Source organism: Psychromonas arctica, from assembly GCF_038155225.1.
Lineage (GTDB): Bacteria > Pseudomonadota > Gammaproteobacteria > Enterobacterales > Psychromonadaceae > Psychromonas > Psychromonas arctica_B.
Map to the genome: position 1 here is coordinate 15,179 of NZ_JBAKBA010000006.1, position 20,473 is coordinate 35,651.

The 20,473-nt window shown below is 37.3% G+C and carries 21 protein-coding genes; 12 read left to right on the top strand and 9 right to left on the bottom strand.

The window, feature by feature from the left end; translation table 11 throughout:
• Nucleotides 1-11: 11 nt before the first annotated feature.
• A complete protein-coding gene (gene arsC, locus V6255_RS03955; RefSeq protein WP_341626969.1) occupies nucleotides 12-362 on the top strand; it encodes an arsenate reductase (glutaredoxin) in 351 nt (116 codons plus the stop codon).
• A gap of 47 nt (nucleotides 363-409) precedes the next feature.
• Nucleotides 410-787 (top strand): DUF2069 domain-containing protein, encoded by a 378-nt coding sequence (locus V6255_RS03960; protein ID WP_160062801.1) that lies wholly within the window; start codon nucleotides 410-412, stop codon nucleotides 785-787.
• Between the two features lie 113 nt (nucleotides 788-900).
• Here the strand turns inward: V6255_RS03960 and hda are convergent, their stop codons facing one another.
• Nucleotides 901-1,629 (bottom strand): DnaA inactivator Hda, encoded by a 729-nt coding sequence (hda, locus tag V6255_RS03965; RefSeq protein ID WP_160062803.1) that lies wholly within the window; start codon nucleotides 1,627-1,629, stop codon nucleotides 901-903.
• Between the two features lie 8 nt (nucleotides 1,630-1,637).
• A complete protein-coding gene (locus V6255_RS03970) occupies nucleotides 1,638-2,687 on the bottom strand; it encodes a DUF2066 domain-containing protein (protein ID WP_341626970.1) in 1,050 nt (349 codons plus the stop codon).
• Nucleotides 2,688-2,963: 276 nt separating this feature from the next.
• Between V6255_RS03970 and purM the strand changes: the two genes are divergently transcribed.
• The gene (gene purM, locus V6255_RS03975) at nucleotides 2,964-4,004 is read left to right on the top strand and encodes a phosphoribosylformylglycinamidine cyclo-ligase (RefSeq protein ID WP_025565477.1); all 1,041 of its coding nucleotides are present in this window, start codon (nucleotides 2,964-2,966) and stop codon (nucleotides 4,002-4,004) included.
• Nucleotides 4,005-4,008: 4 nt separating this feature from the next.
• Complete coding sequence (gene purN, locus V6255_RS03980) at nucleotides 4,009-4,662, top strand: phosphoribosylglycinamide formyltransferase (RefSeq protein WP_341626971.1); 654 nt, start codon at nucleotides 4,009-4,011, stop codon at nucleotides 4,660-4,662.
• Between the two features lie 348 nt (nucleotides 4,663-5,010).
• Here purN and V6255_RS03985 read toward each other — a convergent pair whose 3' ends face one another.
• Both V6255_RS03985 and V6255_RS03990 read right to left on the bottom strand, forming a co-directional pair.
• The gene (locus V6255_RS03985) at nucleotides 5,011-5,691 is read right to left on the bottom strand and encodes an LrgB family protein (RefSeq protein ID WP_341626972.1); all 681 of its coding nucleotides are present in this window, start codon (nucleotides 5,689-5,691) and stop codon (nucleotides 5,011-5,013) included.
• Complete coding sequence (locus V6255_RS03990) at nucleotides 5,691-6,194, bottom strand: CidA/LrgA family protein (RefSeq protein ID WP_341626973.1); 504 nt, start codon at nucleotides 6,192-6,194, stop codon at nucleotides 5,691-5,693. Before V6255_RS03990 ends, V6255_RS03985 begins: the two co-directional genes overlap by 1 nt.
• A gap of 86 nt (nucleotides 6,195-6,280) precedes the next feature.
• Between V6255_RS03990 and murQ the strand changes: the two genes are divergently transcribed.
• Entirely contained in the window at nucleotides 6,281-7,174 is an 894-nt protein-coding gene (murQ, locus tag V6255_RS03995) for an N-acetylmuramic acid 6-phosphate etherase (protein WP_341626974.1), read from the top strand.
• Nucleotides 7,175-7,959: 785 nt separating this feature from the next.
• On the opposite strand, the gene galU is transcribed toward murQ, so the two are convergent.
• From galU to rnm, 4 genes are all read right to left on the bottom strand, one after another.
• Nucleotides 7,960-8,787 (bottom strand): UTP--glucose-1-phosphate uridylyltransferase GalU, encoded by an 828-nt coding sequence (gene galU, locus V6255_RS04000; RefSeq protein ID WP_298940242.1) that lies wholly within the window; start codon nucleotides 8,785-8,787, stop codon nucleotides 7,960-7,962.
• Between the two features lie 98 nt (nucleotides 8,788-8,885).
• A complete protein-coding gene (gene rluB / locus V6255_RS04005) occupies nucleotides 8,886-9,758 on the bottom strand; it encodes a 23S rRNA pseudouridine(2605) synthase RluB (protein ID WP_341626975.1) in 873 nt (290 codons plus the stop codon).
• A 171-nt stretch (nucleotides 9,759-9,929) separates the two neighbouring features.
• A complete protein-coding gene (locus tag V6255_RS04010; protein ID WP_025562718.1) occupies nucleotides 9,930-10,550 on the bottom strand; it encodes an L-threonylcarbamoyladenylate synthase in 621 nt (206 codons plus the stop codon).
• 59 nt (nucleotides 10,551-10,609) lie between these two features.
• Entirely contained in the window at nucleotides 10,610-11,455 is an 846-nt protein-coding gene (gene rnm, locus V6255_RS04015) for an RNase RNM (RefSeq protein ID WP_037047847.1), read from the bottom strand.
• Between the two features lie 336 nt (nucleotides 11,456-11,791).
• On the opposite strand from rnm, the gene V6255_RS04020 reads away from it, so the two are divergent.
• The 7 genes from V6255_RS04020 to V6255_RS04050 all read left to right on the top strand — a co-directional run bounded on the left by V6255_RS04020 (nucleotide 11,792) and on the right by V6255_RS04050 (nucleotide 19,202).
• Nucleotides 11,792-13,426, top strand: coding sequence for an anthranilate synthase component 1 (locus V6255_RS04020; protein ID WP_341626976.1), 1,635 nt, complete (start codon nucleotides 11,792-11,794; stop codon nucleotides 13,424-13,426).
• A 4-nt stretch (nucleotides 13,427-13,430) separates the two neighbouring features.
• Nucleotides 13,431-14,060, top strand: a complete 630-nt coding sequence (locus tag V6255_RS04025) for an aminodeoxychorismate/anthranilate synthase component II (RefSeq protein WP_341626977.1) — start codon at nucleotides 13,431-13,433, stop codon at nucleotides 14,058-14,060.
• The gene (trpD, locus tag V6255_RS04030) at nucleotides 14,060-15,082 is read left to right on the top strand and encodes an anthranilate phosphoribosyltransferase (protein WP_025562721.1); all 1,023 of its coding nucleotides are present in this window, start codon (nucleotides 14,060-14,062) and stop codon (nucleotides 15,080-15,082) included. The genes V6255_RS04025 and trpD overlap by 1 nt, the downstream gene beginning before the upstream one ends.
• Nucleotides 15,075-16,496: a bifunctional indole-3-glycerol-phosphate synthase TrpC/phosphoribosylanthranilate isomerase TrpF gene (gene trpCF, locus V6255_RS04035; RefSeq protein ID WP_341626978.1), complete on the top strand. Its 1,422-nt coding sequence runs from the start codon at nucleotides 15,075-15,077 to the stop codon at nucleotides 16,494-16,496. The genes trpD and trpCF overlap by 8 nt, the downstream gene beginning before the upstream one ends.
• Nucleotides 16,497-16,593: 97 nt before the next feature.
• The gene (trpB, locus tag V6255_RS04040; protein WP_341626979.1) at nucleotides 16,594-17,781 is read left to right on the top strand and encodes a tryptophan synthase subunit beta; all 1,188 of its coding nucleotides are present in this window, start codon (nucleotides 16,594-16,596) and stop codon (nucleotides 17,779-17,781) included.
• Complete coding sequence (trpA, locus tag V6255_RS04045) at nucleotides 17,781-18,605, top strand: tryptophan synthase subunit alpha (protein WP_341626980.1); 825 nt, start codon at nucleotides 17,781-17,783, stop codon at nucleotides 18,603-18,605. Before trpB ends, trpA begins: the two co-directional genes overlap by 1 nt.
• A 27-nt stretch (nucleotides 18,606-18,632) precedes the next feature.
• Nucleotides 18,633-19,202 (top strand): septation protein A, encoded by a 570-nt coding sequence (locus tag V6255_RS04050; RefSeq protein ID WP_341626981.1) that lies wholly within the window; start codon nucleotides 18,633-18,635, stop codon nucleotides 19,200-19,202.
• A gap of 141 nt (nucleotides 19,203-19,343) precedes the next feature.
• Here V6255_RS04050 and V6255_RS04055 read toward each other — a convergent pair whose 3' ends face one another.
• Nucleotides 19,344-20,093: an SDR family oxidoreductase gene (locus tag V6255_RS04055; protein ID WP_341626982.1), complete on the bottom strand. Its 750-nt coding sequence runs from the start codon at nucleotides 20,091-20,093 to the stop codon at nucleotides 19,344-19,346.
• Between the last annotated feature and the right edge of the window lie 380 nt (nucleotides 20,094-20,473).

The following is a 20,473-nucleotide window of genomic DNA, read 5'->3' on the forward strand; positions in this document are numbered from 1 at the left end:
ACGAGGTTGTTATGACAGATATTACTTTTTACCACAATCCACGTTGCTCTAAAAGCCGTGAAACATTAGCGTTAATCGACAATGAACAACATTCGATTGAAATAATAAAGTATTTGGAAAACCCACCTTCAGTGGAAAGTATTCAAACACTTATTTCACAATTAGGTTTTAACTCTGCACGACAACTAATGCGCACGAAAGAAACGTTATATAAAGAACTAAACCTTGCTTCAGAGCATGATGAGTCGACTTTAGTAACCGCTTTACAAGCGAACCCGAAACTAATTGAACGCCCGATTGTAGTGGCAAATGGAAAAGCGGCGATTGGTCGTCCTCCTGAGTCAGTACTCGCGATACTTTAGTTGTAAACTTCGTTTTTTATTAATAGCATTAACGATAAAGGGATTAAATGAACACTTTACATTTTCAACGTATTGCACAATGTGGATATTTTGGTTTATTAATATTGGTTCCTCTTTGGCACCTTTATTTATCACCACCTCCTTTAGGTATTAGCCCAATTTTAATAACACTGATTTGGTTAATTCCATTGTTATGTCCTTTAAAAGGCATTGTTCAGGGCAATCCTTATACCTATGCATGGAGTGGTTTTATATCACTTATATACATCATGCATGGCAGTGTCATCATCATGGGGAACGATCAAGAACTTTGGTTAGCTATTATTGAATTTATATTAGCGAGTTTATTTTTAGCGGGTAACATCTACTTTGCAAAATACCGTGGGATAGAGCTTGGATTAAGCATTCGTAAAAAAAAGAAATGACCCATTAAAGTCTTTAAGACGAACTCTAAAACTAAAAAGCCACTTCAGTAAGTGGCTTTTTTATTGGTTTTTATTTTTACGTTGTGAACCTATCCGTTTTCACTATGAACCCGTTATAAACGTAACACTTCTTTAACGAAAGGAATGGTTAATTTTCGTTTCGCTTCTAATGAGGCATTATCTAATTGGTCTAATGTATTCAGCAACATACACATTTCACGAGACAGACGATTTAATAAAAAACGTCCGACATCAATCGGTAAACGCATGCCCTTTAATTGAGCTCGTAATTGTAAAGCGCCTAGTTTTTCTTCATCATTAAGCGGTTGTAAATGATGGCAAGCGCCCCACTCTAAACGCGAGACTAAATCAACTAACTCAATTCCTATTTGTTTAGGTAAGTCGCTAGCAGAAATTACTAAATTAGCACCAGGGACTCGGTTATCTTTATTATCTAACCAACGATTATAAAAATCAAAAAGAGCTTTTTCCCATTTTTTATCACCCGCAATTGCATCGACATTATCAATACAAACAAGCGTAATATTTTCCATGTTTTCGAAAATATCTAAGGTCATACTGCGGTAATGGTGCAAAGGAATATAAGCAACGGTTTCACCTATTTCATCTACTTCAGAACATAATGCATGTAGTAAATGAGAACGACCACTGCCGGATTCTCCCCACATATATAATATGGGTTCGCCGATGCCTACCACGTTATTTTTAAGTAACGTTAACAGTTCTGCATTTTGACCTGGATAAAAGCTGGCAAACGTTTCATCGTCTGGAAACTTTAAAGCAAGTAAAGGGTATTGAAATCTTAATTCATCTTGAGGCATTAAATACTCTATGGTTGCCAATTATAGTAAAAAGGAGCGGTTGATATTAAATCTTTTTGCAATTTTGGTTGTGCGTTCAATGCATTTTCCAAACTCGCTAAGCTACCTTTTAATGTCACTAATACTTCTAATTTTTTATCATCTAAACTAACAACTTCAAAACTCTCTACTGAATTTAAGTTATTAAGAATATCGTTAATACTCATTAACTTTGCGAGAGAGTTAATATTATTAATATTTAATAACTGAGCAGATCTTGCACCATTATTTTCTAAAATGGCAAATTGCTTAGCGTAGTAATCAGCTATTTCACCTAGCATTGTAGACATCACACCTGCTTTGTCGCCATTACTTGTTTGTTTAATCAACACTTGATTTTTTTTACTTTGCGCATTGTACTGCACAAGTTCCCATTTTAACTGCCATTGCTGTGCGTTGATACTGGTTAAATTAGCTAACACAAAATATTCTGCATCATAGCGTTTAGAAGCATCGGCAACGGTTTGATAAAAACGTCCACTTACATCAGACACTGAAACGGTTAAGAGATCATCAAGATCAACAAGCGGAAATTTCCCCGTGATCCCACGTTCTATTTGCGACTTATTTAACCCCCATGATATTGCGCCATCTTGGCTACTATCAATCATGTTCTCAGATGTTAATTGTCTATCTTCATTCACTAACCAAATTAATGGGCTAGGTCGTGTTTCACCCCAAATAGGCTGTTGCATTGCGTTAAGCGCACTATTAATGGCTTGTTTTTCAAAAAGAGCAAAGTAGAAACGTTTATCATTAATATCTTGATAACCAAACTGAGCCAGCATATCAGGTATGCTTTTAGCGAGCGTTTTACTGCCATCTAACTTAACAATATCCACATTACCAGATACTTTAATTAAAACTTGTTCGAGCGCTGCTTCTCTTAATTTATCTTCATTGCTGTCTTCTGCAGGTACTAACCCTTGATAAGGACTAATCTGAGGTAAAGCAACGCTGTGTACCGAGAAAAACAAACTTATTACAGCAAAAAAACGAACTAAACGATTACTTTTCATTTATTTACACAACCATTAAATTAATCAATATGAAGGAGATCATAAGCAGATCCTATACTAATGCAAGTTTCAGTTAATAAATATCTAAAAAGGCCTGACTATTATATGTATTTTAATCACTTAGCACGAGTATTACGAAAATATTCATCAAAATAGACAATTCTTTTCAGAAATAATTCGACCCTAGTCTTATAAATGCTAAAATGCGGACAATTTTTATCTTCTAAACTTTTTAAAGCGATTTTCGCTTTTAACTTCTATTTGTGGGGAATGCAAGTGAGCAACCAAAAAACCTCTTTAAGCTATAAAGACGCTGGTGTTGATATTGACGCAGGTACAGCATTAGTTGAACGTATTAAAGGTGTAGCAAAACGCACTAAACGTCCTGAAGTAATGGGCGGACTTGGTGGTTTTGGCGCTTTATGTCAACTACCAACAGGTTATAAAGAGCCATTATTAGTTGCAGGTACTGATGGTGTAGGCACAAAATTACGTTTAGCCATTGACCTTAAAAAGCATGATACGGTTGGTATTGATCTTGTTGCTATGTGCGTGAACGACTTAATCGTTCAAGGTGCAGAGCCATTATTTTTCCTAGACTATTACGCAACAGGTAAATTAGATGTTGATGTAGCTGCAGATGTTGTGACAGGTATTGGTGAAGGTTGTTTATTATCAAACTGTTCATTGATCGGTGGCGAAACAGCTGAAATGCCAGGCATGTATGAAGGTGACGATTACGATATCGCTGGTTTCTGTGTTGGTGTTGTTGAAAAATCAGAAGTGATCGACGGTACTAAAGTTGCTGCTGGCGATGCTTTAATCGCTGTTGCTTCAAGTGGTCCTCACTCAAACGGCTACTCACTCGTTCGTAAAATTTTAGAAGTGTCAAAAGCAGATACAAGTGCACCCTTTGGTGATTCAACTCTAGGCGATACGTTATTAACGCCAACTAAAATCTACGTTAAATCTACATTAGAATTAATCAAAAACTGTCCTGTACATGCTATTTCACATATTACTGGTGGCGGTTTCTGGGAAAATATTCCTCGTGTATTACCCGCTGGCAGCAAAGCAGTTGTTGATGGTAAGAGCTGGGAATGGCCTGCTATTTTCAACTGGTTACAAGAAAATGGTAACGTTGAAACAGAAGAAATGTACCGCACATTTAACTGTGGTGTTGGCCTAATGATTGTTGTACCTGCTGCTGAAAAAGAAAAAGCAGTTGAGATCTTAAATGCACAAGGTGAAAACGCTTGGGTATTAGGTCATATCGAAGACGCAGCTGAAGGTGAATCTCAAGTAGAGATCAAATAATACAATGGCGACTAAAAAGATAGTTGTACTTATTTCAGGAAGCGGCAGTAACCTGCAAGCACTAATGGATAAGTTACATAAACAGCAAATAAATGATCAACAAGTCGAAATTGTTGCTGTGATCAGCAATAAAGCAGATGCGTTTGGATTACAACGTGCTAGTGAAGCAAATATTCCTGCTATCTTAGTTGAAAGTAAAGGTGTCGGATCGCGAGAGCAATACGATGCTTTATTAGCAGCTGAATTAGATAAGTTACAACCGGATCTTATTTTATTAGCAGGGTTTATGCGAATTTTAACTTCTGATTTTGTTAATCAATATCAAGGTAAAATGCTTAACATTCACCCGTCTTTGTTACCAAAATATCCAGGTGTTAATACACATCAGCGTGCTATTGATGCTGGTGATAAAGAGCATGGTGCAACGGTACATTTTGTTACGCCAGAGCTTGATAGTGGTCCAACAGTATTACAAGCTAAAGTGCCTATTTTCTCTGAAGATAGTGCACAAGATTTAACAGAACGAGTGTTAACGCAAGAGCATCAAATATATGCCCTTGCCGCCTCTTGGTTTGTTAGTGGTCGTTTAAATATGCAGGGTCAGTTTGCCTATTTAGATAATAAACAGTTAGACGAGTTTGGTTACGCGGCTGATTAATTAGCGAGTACTCATCATATACATTAAGTTGTAATGAATAGAAGATCAAAAAACCGAAGCTTGCTTCGGTTTTTTATTGCCTATTTTTAAGTAATACCGATTACATTAAATAAGTGAACTAAATTTCACACAGGAAAAATGGCTTAATTCAAGGCGTAAATTGAGGCCATTCAAAGATTAACTTCGTTAATCGTCTATCTGAGAATTAACTAAAAAATGTTAATGGTTATTCCCTTTGCAAATTTACAACGAAGAAATAAGTTATTTTAACAAGTGAAATAGATCTGTTAATTAATGTGATTGATATAAAGATTGATTTTGGTATAAATCTTTAAAATAAACCTGAAATTATACAATAAGCCATTGGTAGAGTATTGGCATAATCAGCGCAGATAATATTGCACAAACAATTAAAGCGATAGAAGAAAAAGCACCAGCTTCTTCGTTATCTTCTAAAATTTTAGCCGTACCTAGTGCATGAGATGCACAACCAATAGCAACACCAATTGCCTGTTGATCTTTTACTTTACATAACCTTAAGAAAGGTAAGCCAATACTGGCACCAATAATACCTGCAAAAATAACCATAGCGGCGGTCAAGGAAACGATGCCATTTAAGTTTGAGCTAATCTCCATCGCAATAGGTGTTGTAACAGACTGTCCAGCAAAAGAAGCTGCTGTAATTAAATCAGCACCTAGCAAAGGCATAATGTAAAAAGCACAGGTAAAGGCCACAAAAACTGCGAGTAAACAACTGGTTAGAATGAATTTTAAACGCGACCTAATCACTTTTAATTGTAAATACAGTGGCACTGCTAACGCGACAATAGCAGGCTCTAAAAATGCAGTAATTACTGACGTTCCCTGTTGATACTCAGCAAAAGGTATATCTAATAGGAGTAATGTTAAAATTAAACTGAGTATGGTTAATAGAACAGGATTTAATAGCCCGCTTGGTTTTAAGCTATATAGTTTTTTAGCTAAAAAAAACAATAATAAGGTAATCGGTGTAGCAATATAAACAAACATTATCCTTCCTCTCTAGTTAACCATTGATAACAATGACCGACCATAAATAAGGTCAACAATGTAGTAAAGAATAATGAGAATACAATCACTAACCAGTGTTCAGCAATCAATTCAAAATAATTAATCAAACCAACTCCGATAGGGATAAATAATAAAGCTAAATATTTTAAGAATAAATTCCCAGTAAACTCTATCCAATTTAATTTAATAATGCCTAATGAGAGTGCTACAAATAACATCAACATGCCCAATATTGAAGCAGGAAAAGTACTATCAAAATAACTAGTAATCATTCTAGCAATTGATAAAAATAACATGATAATCAACAAACCTAACACTAGTTGTAAAGTATTTTTCACCAAAGTTGCTATTTTCTGCTTTTTTGTAAACATTATATTTTCAGTATATTCTGATTTCTCGACTTGTTCATTTTTTTCAAGATTAATTTTACCAGTAGATGTTTGTGAGTGTTGGTTATTAGGTCTTTTCGAAGGCTGCTTCATGATATCAATTCAACTCAATTAAGTGAGCTGTTATTATAGCAACTTACATCCTCAGTGTTAAAAGCTATTATAACTAAGTGTCTATTATGAATTTATCTTTACAGCAATTTATTACCGAAAGCCGCAATCAAGCAAGTGCAGATATTGATACTCTATCAACATTAGATATGCTTACTATTATTAATAACGAAGATAAAAAAGTCGCTATTGCCGTAGAAGCTATCCTCCCTAACATTGCTCTAGCAGTAGATGCTATTCAGCATGCTTTTAGTATAGGCGGACGTTTATTCTATTGTGGCGCAGGAACGTCTGGGCGCTTAGGTATTTTAGATGCAAGTGAATGCCCTCCTACTTTTGGTAGTCCAGCGGAACAAGTGGTTGGATTAATTGCCGGTGGCAAGCCAGCTATTTTAAAAGCGGTTGAAAATGCAGAAGATAATACTCAAGCAGGTCAACAAGACTTACTGAATATAAAGTTAAATGATAAAGATATTGTTGTGGGCATTGCTGCCAGTGGACGTACTCCCTATGTGATTGGCGCGATGCAATATGCAAAAGATCTAGGTTGTACTGTTATCAGTCTTTGTTGTAACAACAATAGCGAAATGGCAAATATTGCTGATGTTAAATTAGATGTCATTGTTGGACCCGAAGTTGTGACAGGATCTTCAAGAATGAAGGCGGGCACCGCGCAAAAAATGGTACTGAATATGCTAACGACAGGTTCTATGATTAAAAATGGTAAAGTCTTTGGTAACCTAATGGTTGATGTACAAGCAACCAATGAAAAGTTAATAGAGCGACAAAAGAAAATAATAATGGAAGCAACAGAGTGTTCTAGAGAAGTAGCAGAAATTGCATTAAAAGACTCAGGTAATCATTGTAAAACAGCAATCGTAATGGTGCTAACGGGCTTAGATGTTAACCAAGCCAAAAACAGTTTAAAACAACATCAAGGCTTTATAAGACAATGTATTTAACAACAATATTATTTACCACTCAATTCAATACAATTTAGTAATAAAATCCTTTTACTTAATTTTCTCTTCTCTTCCTATCTTCGTAGTTAATTCTGTTTTGGGTTTTAAAAGGTTTTAAAAATAAAAACGACCACGAAGCCGCTTCGCTGCACGAAGAGCACGAAGGAAGATAATACTAAAAGAATTAATAAGGTGATCATTCTTGCTGGTTAAAATTATCCCTAACTGCGTTGTAAGTTTTGAAGTGAGAACAACTATCTCCTACAACTCTCGCCTTATTAGTGTTCATTTTTCCTGCGCAATCTCTGATCACTTATTTAATTCCATTGGTATAAGCAAAAATAACAAGGTGATTAAACAATCAATGCCTTTTTCTAACCTTTTTTACCTTTCGAGTCTTCGTGATTAATTCGTTTTTTGGATTTGGAAAGGTTTTAAACATAAAAATGACCACGAAGCCGCTTCGCTCCACGAAGAGCACAAAGGAAGATAAGCAACCACAAAGAACGCAAAAGAAGGCAAGAAAAAATAACAAGGTTATTGAACAATAAACGTCTTTTATCTAACCTTCTTTACCCTTTCTGTCTTCGTGGTTAATTCGTTTTTATTTGAAAAGGTTTTAAAAAGAACATGCGACCACGAAGCTGCTGCGCTGCTCGACGAAAACGAAGGAAGATAAGCAAAAATAACAAGCAATCATTAAATCGCCTTAATATAAAAAAAGGCAAAAAAAACCGTTCAGGTTAGTGAACGGCTTTAGATAAATAAGCGGTTTAAATTAATGCTTATTCTTCATATAAATTTTCATAAACAAAGTTTGTCGCTTCTATGTAACCGGGTACACTACCGCAATCAAAACGTTTACCTTTGAATTTATAAGCTAAAACACAACCTGATTTAGCTTGCGCTAATAGTGCATCAGTAATTTGAATTTCACCTGCTTTACCTGGTTTAGTATTCTTCAAGATTTCAAAAATATCAGGCGTTAAAATATAACGGCCGATAATTGCAAGGTTACTTGGCGCAGTACCAGGAGCTGGTTTTTCAACCATATCATCAACGCGGTAAATATCATCTCTGATGACAGAACCTTTAATTACACCATATTTATGAATTTCGTCTTCAGGTACTTCTTCAACTGCAACAATTGAACAACGGAACTGCTCGTATAAAGCAACCATCTGCTTTAATACGCCATCACCTTCTTGATTAATACATAAGTCATCAGCTAATACGACAGCAAATGGCTGATCACCGATCAACTCTTGACCTACCAATATAGCATGGCCAAGACCTTTCATTTGACGTTGGCGAATGAAAGAAAAGGTAGCCGTATCCATAATTTTACGAATATCTTTTAACTTTTCTTCTTTTGGCGTGCCACTGATTTCTTTTTCTAATTCATAATTATGGTCAAAATGATCAGAGATAGAATGCTTACCTCGCCCTACTACAATGCCCATACCTGTCATGCCAGCTTCAATTGCTTCATCAACCCCAAATTCAATCAAAGGTTTGTTAACAAGCGGCATCATCTCTTTTGGCATAGACTTAGTTGCAGGAAGAAAACGCGTACCATAACCTGCTGCTGGAAATAAACATTTTTTAATCATAATCCCTCACTTAATGAATACATTTACTTGATTTAAATCTACTTTATCACTCTTTTATGGATAAAACACCTAACATAATACAGTGATAATTTAAAAATCTAGCTTCTTGTACGAGTAACACGACGGCGTTCACCGGCTTTACGATGCTGATTATGTTTTTTAACCGCACGACGAATTCTCGCTTGAGGGTTAGTCACTTTATTAGTTTCAACACGGACTTTAGTCTCTGTTTCACGCGGCATGTTTACTAATTTACGTAAATAGTTTACTTCTTTTAGTGTTAGTTCCTGCCAACCGCCCTGCGGTAATTGATTATTTAGAATAATATTACCGTAACGAACACGCATTAAACGGCTAACTTGTAGACCTTGGCTTTCCCATAAACGACGAACTTCACGAGTACGACCTTCAGTTAATACAACATGGAACCAACGGTTAATACCCTCACCACCATGCTCTTTAATATCTAAGAATTTAGCTTCACCATCTTCAAGCTGAACACCCATGCGTAAACGGTTTAAAATAGCTTCTGTGACATCTCCAAAAACACGTACAGCATATTCACGTTCAACTTGCTGACTTGGGTGCATCATTTTATTAGCGAATTCGCCATCTGTTGTAAACAGTAATAAACCTGATGTATTAATATCCAAACGACCAATAGAGATCCAACGTGAACCTTTTAGGACAGGTAAACGATCAAATACAGTTTTACGCCCTTCTTCATCGCTACGAGTACAAACTTCACCTTCAGGTTTGTTGTAAGCTAAAATACGACATACAACACTCTCTGCTGCTTGGTATTTTACAACATGTCCATCAACACGAATAACTTGTTCTTGTGTTACTCGCTCACCTAACTCAACAAGTTTACCATCAAGACTTACACGTCCTTCTGCAATCACTGTTTCCATTTTACGGCGAGAACCTAATCCAGCACGGGCTAATACTTTTTGTAATTTTTCACTCATTTTCTTTTCCTTTGGGTAATTCACATTATGCCAACTGCACTTTTTACTACGCTAAACATAAAAGCGACTGTGCATAAATTTTCATTTTTGTTACTTACTTTGCTAACGATATTGCTAGCGACTTATCTAGAAATAACCATTCAATCTTAAATTAAACAGTTTTTTCAATTTTTATTGGAATGGGCTTAAATCGCCCGCTCCTTCTCTGACGATAACGACTTCATCATCAGACAAATCAATCACGGTCGTAGGTGACTCGCCGAGGTATCCACCATTAAGAATCAAATCAACTTGATTCTCTAATAGGTCTCTAATCTCTTCAGGATCAAATTCTGTGCTGGTTTTACCAGGTAGAATAAGGCTGGTTGTCATTAATGGCGTTGTTAACTCTTCTAATAACGCTAATGCAATTGCATTATCTGGAATACGAATACCAATAGTACGTTTGCTTGGGTTCATTAAACGTTTAGGTAAATCTTTAGTCGATTTAAAAATAAAGGTATACGGCCCAGGCGTATTACTTTTCAACATACGATAAGCGCTATTATCAACGCGTGCGTAGACTGCAATTTCAGCAAGATCTTTACACACTAACGTGAAATTATGCTTTTTATCTATTTTTCTAATATGGCAAATACGTTCTAACGCATTTTTATCATCGATTGCACAACCTAATGCATAACCAGAATCGGTAGGATAAATAATTACTCCACCTTTCTCGATTATTTCAGCAGCCTGTTTCATCAAACGCTTTTGTGGGTTTTCAGGGTGAACATAAAAAAACTGACTCATAATTCTCTTCTACTGTTAATGATGGCTGTGCTTATCTTTTATAAAAATAGGTTACTTAATCAAACTGATTGGCAAGCAGGCCAATTATGCCAAATTGGCTGGCAAATATCAGGTAAAAATAAACTTTTTCCTAAATCACGCCAACGCCCAACAAAATGAAAGTCACTACCCTGTGAAGCCATTAAGCCATATTCTTTACTCCACATACCTAGCTGTAAGCGCATTTGTGGTGATTGCTGTCCGATAGCCACTTCCATTGCATCGCCATCGGCGGCTTTAAAGGTGATTAACAGTTTTCTTAACCATTTATTCGATAAGCTGTAAGCATCTGGATGAGCGAGTATTGCTTGACCACCAGCGGCATGAATGACAGCGATAGCATCAGCTAAATCGACCCAATCATGTGGAACATAACCGGTATTACCTCGACTTAAATATTTATCGAATACTTTAGGAAAAGTAGGAGCAACACCAATTTCAACGAGATAACGAGCAAAATGTGCGCGTGTGATAGCACCATCGCCAGCTAAGGCCTTTGCCCCTTCATAGACATTCTCTATATTAGCTTTCGCTAAACGTCTGCCCATTTCAATAGCACGTTGTTCACGTTTATCTTTTTGAATTTCAATTAACTCAACTAATGCAGGATGTGTAGGATCGATATTTAATCCAACCACATGAATCTCGTGATTCAACCAATTAGTGGTCACTTCAATACCATTAATTAATTGCAGTTTTAAATCATTGTCTTGAATATACTGCGTCGCTTCAACTAATCCATCGACAGTGTCGTGATCAGTAATCGCTAAAAAATGAACTTGTCTATTTTCAGCACGTTGTACTAATTCGCTGGGTGTGAGTTGTCCATCTGAGGCTTTAGTATGAGAATGAAGATCGATTAACATGAATATCCTAAAAATAACCTTGACATTAGGAGCAGAATGCAAAAAAATAAGTCCTAATTAATACGGGACGCATAATATATGATTTTTAATACAATTACTCTTAAAGATTCTTGGTGGCACTCATTCTCATAAGCGAGCAATGAGGTTTTTGTATATTTAATTTTCCCAGAAAACCAATTTTAAAGCTCGCATCTTGCGGGCTTTTTTCATATTTGGAACAAACAAAAATAAACAGGTAGGCGACAATGATCATTTTTTACACAGTCTTTAGTTGGCGATGGCAAATAAAACACTAATAAAAAACCATTTGCTCATTATATTATTAAGGACTTAAACATGAATACTCTACACCCAATTGGCGTATTAAAAACCATTGAAGCACCCTGCAGTTACATCCAAGATTCACTAGGATTATTTCAACAAATCAGTGCAGATAGCGACCATCACTTACTGTTCGACTCAGCAGAGATTGAAAGTAAAGAACACTTAAAAAGTTTGCTACTTGTTGATGCCTGTTTGAAACTGACTTGCCAAGGTTTAGTGGTCACACTAGAAGCATTAACCGATAACGGTAAAGATCTTCTCACCTTCATTGCACCAAAATTTTCAACACAACTCATTACTGGTCAAACACCAAGCCAATTACAACTCACCTTTCCACAATCTGATACTAGTGGCGATGAAGACCAACGTTTAAAATCAGCTTCTCCAATGGATGCCATACGTTGTTTAGTTGACCGTATCAAAAAACGTTCTTCACATTCAGAAGCGTTATTTTTAGGCGGTGTATTTGCCTATGACTTTATTGCAACTTTTGAGCAATTAATAGAAGTGCCTGACGGTGAGAACACCACACCTGATTATGTTTTTTATGTTGCAGAAACATTAATGATTCACGATCATCAAACCCAACAAAGTGAAATATTAGGCAGTATTTTTGGTGGTTTATATTCAGATGAAAGCGAACTTAGAATTACCCAACGCATTGTTGAATTACAAGGCCTATGCGATAACTTCATCGCTCCTATTAACCAACAAATAACCATTGATGCGAAAGTTTCAGTTGATGTCTCAGATGCAGAATATTGCGACATCGTAGAACAACTCAAAACCAATATCGTCAAAGGTGACATTTTCCAAGTGGTGCCTTCTCGTAGTTTCTCTTTACCTTGTCCAGATCCAATTTCAGCCTACCAAAAACTAAAAGAAACCAATCCAAGTCCTTACATGTTTTATTTAAAGGACAGTGATTTCATTTTATTTGGAGCCTCGCCAGAGAGCGCGATTAAATTTACACAAGAAACACTAGATGTTGAAATTTACCCTATCGCAGGTACGCGTCGTCGTGGTTTTAATAAAGATGGCACTATCAATAAAGATTTAGATGGGCGCTTAGAATTAGAGTTACGTTTAGATAAAAAAGAAACCTCTGAACACCTTATGTTAGTTGATTTAGCTCGTAATGATGTTGCACGTATTAGTGAACCTGGAACACGCCACGTTGCTGAACTATTACAAGTTGACCGTTACAGTCATGTTATGCACTTGGTGTCACGTGTTGTGGGTAAATTACGCAGTGATTTAGATGCACTACACGCTTATCAAGCTTGTATGAACATGGGCACCTTAGTCGGTGCACCGAAAATAAGTGCGTCGAATCTAGTCCGAAAAGTCGAGAAAAAACGTCGTGGTAGTTATGGCGGCGCTGTTGGTTACATTAACGGTAATGGTGATATGGATAGCTGTATTGTTATTCGTTCTGCTTTTGTAAAAGATGGTATTGCACAAGCACAAGCAGGTGCCGGTGTTGTTTATGATTCAGTCCCTCAGCTTGAAGCAGATGAAACACGTAGTAAAGCCGCTGCTGTATTAAACGCAGTCGCATTAGCTCACGGAACAACATTAGCTAACGTAACGTCAACCAAAGTAACGTCAGCAGTTAACGACACAGCCACTAAGCAAGGAGAATAAGGTCATGACAACTCAAACTAATAAAATCAACCAAACGCCTAAAGCGACCTTATTTTTTCTTGATAACTTTGACTCATTTACTTACAACTTAGTGGATCAATTTAAAACCGCAGGTTATCCCGTTAAGATTTATCGCAATAACCAAAGCGCAGAACAAATTAAAGCACACATTGATGCTTGTGAAGGTGAAGTTGTTTTAGTGTTATCACCTGGTCCAGGAACACCAAGTGCTGCGGGTTGTATGATCGATTTAATCACTCTATGTAAAGGCCAAGTGCCTATTTTAGGGATATGTTTAGGTCACCAAGCATTAATAGAACAATACGGTGGTGTCGTTGGCCAAGCAGACGAAATACAACATGGTAAATCCTCTTTAATTGAACATTGTGCTGACAAAATGTTCACAGGACTATCACAACCGCTATCTGTTGCACGTTATCACTCTTTAGTGGGTACATCAGTTCCCGCTTCACTTGAAATCGTGGCACAATATAACGGTATGTGCATGTCGATTTATCATCAACAAGATAAGGTGATCGGTTTTCAATTTCACCCTGAATCCATTTTAACTTGTGAAGGTGCACAGCTTTTAGAAAACAGTCTCAACTTACTGACTGCAACGGAGAACAAATAATGAGCCAATATGATGTACAACCGACCTTAGAAAAGCTTTATCAAGGTGAAGGGCTCAGCGAGCAACAAAGTCAGGCATTTTTTGAACAAGTTGTTTCAGGCGAAATCGATCCCATCGTATTAGGGTCAGTCTTAACGGCACTAAAAATAAAAGGTGAAACACCGACTGAAATAACAGGAGCAGCCAAAGCTCTCTTAGCGCAAGCTAAAAAGTTTCCGCGTCCTGATTATCCTTTTACAGATATCGTTGGCACAGGCGGAGATGGTCTAGGCACCATTAACATTTCAACAGCGAGCGCATTTGTCGCAGCAGCCTGTGGTGTTAAAGTCTGTAAACATGGTAGTCGTAGTGTTTCAAGTAAGTCTGGCTCTTCTGACTTATTAGCGGCTTTTGGTATTAATCTTGAAATGTCACCAGAAACAGCACGTCAATGTTTAGATGATTTGAACGTTTGTTTCATTTTTGCGCCAAGTTACCACGCAGGAATGCGTTTTGCAGCGCCCGTTCGAGCAGCATTAAAAACTCGTTCAATATTCAATGTGCTCGGTCCATTAGTGAATCCGGCGCGTCCTGATTTTGAATTAATGGGAGTTTATGCACCAGAGTTATTGTTACCGATTGCAAAAGTACACCAACAATTAGGTATGAAACGTGTCATGGTCGTGTATGGCAGTGGTTTAGATGAAGTCGCTTTACATGGCAGCACTCAGGTCGCTGAATTACATAATGGTGAAATAACAGAATACACATTAACACCGGAAGATTTCGGCGTTGATTACTACCCTGTTGAGAGCATCTTTGGTGGCACACCAGAAGAAAACAAAGTCATCATAGAACAAATTTTACAAGGTAAAGGCACCGCGGCTCAACAAGCTGCTGTCGCAATTAACGTATCTGCGCTACTCGTGTTAAACGGTAAAGCAGATAACTTTAAACAAGGTACAGAAATGGCATTAGCAAGCATGCAATCAGGTCAACCCCTCTCACTATTAAAACAACTTGCGGAGCAAAGCAATGCTTAACGATCAAAGTTTACAAGACACTATTTTAGGCAAAATTGTTGATGACAAGTTGCTATGGGTTGAAGAAAGAAAACAACAGCAACCTTTAATTAAATTTAAAGACGAAATAGTAGAAAGTGATCGCCACTTTTATCAAGCACTAGACCAAGATAAAAGCGTTTTTATTCTTGAATGTAAAAAAGCCTCTCCATCAAAAGGCCTAATACGTGAAGATTTCGATTTAGACTTAATAGCAGGCGTTTATAAAAACTACGCATCGGCTATTTCAGTGCTAACGGATACAAAATACTTTCAAGGTGACTTTGAATACATTAATAAAGTACGTGAGCAAGTCACTCAACCTGTTATCTGTAAAGACTTCATTGTTGACCCATACCAAATTTACTTAGCGCGCCATTACAACGCAGATGCAATTTTATTAATGCTCTCTGTGTTAGATGATGATGCTTACCAAGCTTATCGTGATACCGCGCATAGCTTAAATATGGGTGTATTAACCGAAGTCAGTAATGAACATGAACTAGTTCGAGCAATAGCGCTCAATGCTAAAGTAATTGGCATTAACAATAGAGACTTACGTGATCTTAGTATCGATTTAAACCGTACTAAAGAGCTAGCAGTAAAAATCCCTGCAGACCGTATCGTCATCTCAGAATCAGGGATTTACAACCACCAGCAAGTGAAAGAACTAAGTCAATTTGCGAATGGATTTTTAGTCGGTAGCTCTATTATGTCTCAACCTAATATTGACCGAGCTTGTAGACAACTTATTTTAGGCGAAAATAAAGTGTGTGGATTAACTCACGCACGTGATGCCGCGGATGTCCATAAAGCGGGGGCAGTCTATGGTGGCTTAATTTTTGTTGAAAAATCACCTCGTTTTGTTGCATTAGAACAAGCTCGTTTAGTCATGTTGGGCGCACCATTAATGTACGTCGGTGTATTCCAAAATGAAGAAATTGAGCTAATCGCCTACACCGCTAAAAGCTTAGGGTTAAGCGCAGTGCAGTTACATGGTGATGAAACACCAAAATACATTAAAGAGCTATTAACAGTATTACCTAAAAGCTGTGAGATTTGGAAAGCCCATGGCATCAGCGATAGTTTGCCAGAATTTGAAAAATATAATGTCAGTAAACATATATTAGATACACGTGTTGGTACGCAAAGTGGCGGTACAGGTAAAGTATTTGATTGGTCACTGCTTACTGCACAACAAGATAAATTACTCGATATTGATAAAAGTAAAATCATATTAGCCGGTGGTTTAACACCTGAAAATGCACAACAAGCAGCGTTAATAGGCTGTGCAGGATTAGACTTTAATTCAGGAGTGGAATCTGCCCCAGGTAAAAAAGACGCAGACAAATTAAACCGTAGTTTCTCAGCAATACGTCAGTACATGAAGAGATAGGCATGCAACGATAGGCATGAAGCGATAGTCATGAAGACATAAGCATGGCTCATGATAAGAAACATGCAGTAATAAACGCATTAGAAGGTAAAAAAACATGAAAACGTTAGACGCTTATTTTGGTGACTTTGGTGGTATGTACGTACCACAAATTTTGGTCCCAGCATTACAACAACTTGAAGCAGAATTTTTAAAAGCACAAACAGATGATGCTTTTAATGCTGAATTACAAGAATTATTAACAGAGTATGCAGGACGCCCTACTCCGTTAACATTGTGTCGTAATTTAACAAAAGGTAAAAAGACTAAACTATACCTTAAACGTGAGGACTTATTACACGGTGGTGCACATAAAACTAACCAAGTACTAGGACAAGCGCTATTAGCAAAACGTATGGGTAAAACTGAAATTATTGCTGAAACAGGTGCAGGCCAACACGGTGTTGCAACAGCGTTAGCTTGCGCACTATTAGGGCTAAAATGCCGTATTTACATGGGCGCAGTAGATTGCGAACGCCAAAAGCCAAACATGTTTAGAATGCGCTTAATGGGCGCAGAAGTTATTCCTGTAACATCGGGTTCTGCAACCTTAAAAGACGCTTGTAATGAAGCATTGCGTGACTGGGCTGGTAGTTACGATACATCACATTATTTATTAGGCACTGCGGCTGGACCACACCCATTCCCGACGATTGTGCGTGAATACCAAAAAGTGATTGGTGAAGAATCAAAAATTCAATGTCTACGTAAAGAAGGTATTTTACCTGATAAAATTATTGCTTGTGTTGGTGGCGGTTCAAATGCAATTGGTATTTTCAGCGACTTTATTGATGACGAAGGGGTTGAGTTGATTGGCGTTGAACCTGGTGGCCATGGTATTGAGACAGGTGAGCATGGTTGCCCTATCGCGTGTGGTACTGACGGCATTTTCTTCGGTATGAAATCATTAATGATGCAAGATGAACAAGGTCAAATTCAAGAGTCATACTCAATTTCAGCAGGTCTTGATTTTCCATCTGTTGGTCCGCAACACGCACATTTAGCGAAAACCGGTCGAGCACAGTATGTGAATGCAACCGATGATGAAGCATTAATGGCATTTAAAGTGCTCGCGGAACAAGAAGGTATTATCCCAGCTTTAGAGTCTTCACATGCACTAGCGCACGCACTAAAAATCATTGAACAAGATGACAAAGAGCAAGTGATTATTGTTAACTTATCTGGACGTGGTGATAAAGATATTTTCACTGTTGCTGATATTTTCGAAAAAAGAGGCCTGATCTAATGACTCATGATCTACAAACAACACGTTATGCAGAATTATTTGAACGTTTAGCCGCTAAAAACGAAGGGGCTTTTGTTCCTTTTGTTACTATTGGCGATCCAAACCGTGATCAATCTTTAAGTATTATCAAAACATTGGTTGAAGCGGGCGCTGATGCTTTAGAGTTAGGCATTCCATTTTCTGATCCAGTGGCTGACGGTACTGTAATTCAAGACGCATCAATTCGTGCATTAGAAGCAGGTACGACACCGCAGGTTTGTTTTGAAATCATTAAAGAAGTTCGTGCTGAATACCCTGAAGTGCCAATTGGTTTATTGTTATATGTAAACTTGGTGTTCCGTAACGGTATTGAGAACTTTTACCAACGTTGTAAAGAAGCAGGTGTTGATTCTATTTTAATCGCAGATGTTCCTTTACACGAAAGTGCTCCGTATCGTGCAGCCGCTGAAAAATTTGGTTTACAACAAATATTTATTGCTCCACCTAACGGTGATAAAGCGACATTGCAGCAAGTTGCAGAATATGGTCAAGGTTATACTTATCTACTAAGCCGAGCGGGTGTGACTGGCGCAGATGCAAAAGCAGGTATGCCGGTTGAACATATGCTTGAAACATTAGGTGAGTATAATGCTCCTCCTTCATTGTTAGGGTTTGGTATTTCACAACCAGAGCAAGTTGCTAATGCCATTAAATCTGGAGCAGCAGGTGCTATTTCAGGATCAGCAGTGGTTAAGGTGATTGAACGTAATCTTGATAACCCAGATAAAATCAAAGCAGAAATGTCTGAATTTATCAGTGCAATGAAAGCTGCCACTATTAAATAACCTATTCACTTTAAAGAAGAGAGTTTCATGAAACAATTGCTTGAATTTATACCGTTAATTATCTTTTTTGCCGTTTATAAAATGGTCGACATTTATGCGGCAACGGGGTCATTGATCGTAACCACAGGTTTATTGCTGGCTTATAACTATTTTAAGCACGGTAAAGTTGAAAAAATGCAAGTGATTACCTTTATAATGGTCTTTGTATTCGGCACATTAACGTTGATTTTACACGATGATGTGTTTATCAAATGGAAAGTCACTTTCATCTATGCATTGTTTGCAGTTGCACTGTTAGCGAGTCAATTCATCTTTAAAAAGCCAATCATTAAACAGATGCTAGGTAAAGAAATCACCTTGCCTGATAAAGTCTGGAGTAATTTAAATATTGCTTGGGCTATTTTCTTTATTGCACTTAGCTTACTTAATATCTATGTTGCATTTAGTTTGCCTCAAGAAGTCTGGGTAAACTTTAAAGTCTTTGGATTAATGGGAGCGACATTAGTGTTCACGCTATTCAGTGGTGTTTATATTTATAAGTACCTACCAAAAGACAAAGAAAAAACAGAAGTAGAGACTAACAAAGAGTCTGAGTAATCTCTCAGGAAACTCTTTAATCAGTGTGTAAATAGAAATCCGATGTCGTTAATACATCGGATTTTTTATTTAAAAGCCTCGACATTAACCCCACTCGCTCTTCCTACTTACTTTCCCTATTAACTATTAACTATTAATTGCCTATTTACCTCCTGCTAAATCAATAAAGGTTCCAGTAATATAAGACGCGTCATGTGATAACAGAAATGCAATTGATGCAGCAACCTCTTCTGGTCGACCACCTCGTTGAAGTGGGATTAAATGTTTAACACGTTCGATACGATCTGCTTCTCCACCATCAGCGTGCATAGTCGTATCAATAAACCCAGGACGTACACAATTAACGCGAATATTATCTTTCGCCACTTCAAGCGATAACCCAGTTGTTAAGGTGTCTATTGCCCCTTTTGATGCGGCATAGTCCACATACTCGAAAGGAGACCCTAGCCTTGATGCTGCAGAAGAAACATTAACAATTGATCCACCATCTTCCATTCGTTTAATCGCTTCTCTACAACATAAAAAATAGCTGGTTACATTGGTCATCAGTACTTTATTAATTCGTTCAGCTGACATATCAGCAACACGCATCTGCGGTAATAAAATGCCTGCATTATTCACTAAATGAGTCACTGGGCCCAAAGTATTATCGAGTGTATTAAAAAGGCGAATAACGTCATCTTCATTTGAAACATCAGCTTGCACTGCAATGGCTTTACCGCCTTCTTTTTCGATATCAGATACAACGTGATGTGCTGCCGTTTCATTTGCACTATAATTAACACAAACGGCATAACCTAACTTAGCAAGGAGTTTTGCAGTCGCAGCTCCAATACCTCGAGATCCACCGGTGACTAACACGACCGGATGATTAAGCACTTGAAAAGCCATTTAACGTTCTCCTTGATTATTGTGATTTCGACATCATTTTAACTATGGTATTACCCCATGAAGCTTTGAACTTTAAACTTTGAACTTTAAAACTATCAAGTGCAGATATTGACTTAAGTATCAGCCTCTCAGTTATACATCAGAAGCTGTTATTAAAAGCAGAGTTAAAAGTAACAGTGAAGTTAAATGGCGCTAAATAGTTATTGATAGCTTTAAAGGCAAAGTATAATCAAACATAGCCGTCTTACGTCATGTCATTTAATATTCAATACTTCATATATAAAGCGAATGTATCGACGTTAGTTATTCGACCCTAACCATTACCATTACCATTACCACAAAGCCTCATTTTTTATAACTATGCCCCTATCATTAAAGCC

Bases quoted from the DNA above. Each gene is read 5' to 3' on its own strand.
- trpD (WP_025562721.1), top strand. From the start codon at position 14,060: ATGAGCCAATATGATGTACAACCGACCTTAGAAAAGCTTTATCAAGGT.
- rluB (WP_341626975.1), bottom strand. From the start codon at position 9,758: ATGAGTGAAAAATTACAAAAAGTATTAGCCCGTGCTGGATTAGGTTCT.
- trpB (WP_341626979.1), top strand. From the start codon at position 16,594: ATGAAAACGTTAGACGCTTATTTTGGTGACTTTGGTGGTATGTACGTA.
- trpA (WP_341626980.1), top strand. From the start codon at position 17,781: ATGACTCATGATCTACAAACAACACGTTATGCAGAATTATTTGAACGT.
- V6255_RS04020 (WP_341626976.1), top strand. From the start codon at position 11,792: ATGAATACTCTACACCCAATTGGCGTATTAAAAACCATTGAAGCACCC.
- V6255_RS03960 (WP_160062801.1), top strand. From the start codon at position 410: ATGAACACTTTACATTTTCAACGTATTGCACAATGTGGATATTTTGGT.
- purN (WP_341626971.1), top strand. From the start codon at position 4,009: ATGGCGACTAAAAAGATAGTTGTACTTATTTCAGGAAGCGGCAGTAAC.
- V6255_RS04010 (WP_025562718.1), bottom strand. From the start codon at position 10,550: ATGAGTCAGTTTTTTTATGTTCACCCTGAAAACCCACAAAAGCGTTTG.
- V6255_RS04050 (WP_341626981.1), top strand. From the start codon at position 18,633: ATGAAACAATTGCTTGAATTTATACCGTTAATTATCTTTTTTGCCGTT.
- V6255_RS03990 (WP_341626973.1), bottom strand. From the start codon at position 6,194: ATGAAGCAGCCTTCGAAAAGACCTAATAACCAACACTCACAAACATCT.
- trpCF (WP_341626978.1), top strand. From the start codon at position 15,075: ATGCTTAACGATCAAAGTTTACAAGACACTATTTTAGGCAAAATTGTT.
- V6255_RS03970 (WP_341626970.1), bottom strand. From the start codon at position 2,687: ATGAAAAGTAATCGTTTAGTTCGTTTTTTTGCTGTAATAAGTTTGTTT.
- hda (WP_160062803.1), bottom strand. From the start codon at position 1,629: ATGCCTCAAGATGAATTAAGATTTCAATACCCTTTACTTGCTTTAAAG.
- rnm (WP_037047847.1), bottom strand. From the start codon at position 11,455: ATGTTAATCGATCTTCATTCTCATACTAAAGCCTCAGATGGACAACTC.
- galU (WP_298940242.1), bottom strand. From the start codon at position 8,787: ATGATTAAAAAATGTTTATTTCCAGCAGCAGGTTATGGTACGCGTTTT.
- V6255_RS04025 (WP_341626977.1), top strand. From the start codon at position 13,431: ATGACAACTCAAACTAATAAAATCAACCAAACGCCTAAAGCGACCTTA.
- arsC (WP_341626969.1), top strand. From the start codon at position 12: ATGACAGATATTACTTTTTACCACAATCCACGTTGCTCTAAAAGCCGT.
- V6255_RS03985 (WP_341626972.1), bottom strand. From the start codon at position 5,691: ATGTTTGTTTATATTGCTACACCGATTACCTTATTATTGTTTTTTTTA.
- V6255_RS04055 (WP_341626982.1), bottom strand. From the start codon at position 20,093: ATGGCTTTTCAAGTGCTTAATCATCCGGTCGTGTTAGTCACCGGTGGA.
- murQ (WP_341626974.1), top strand. From the start codon at position 6,281: ATGAATTTATCTTTACAGCAATTTATTACCGAAAGCCGCAATCAAGCA.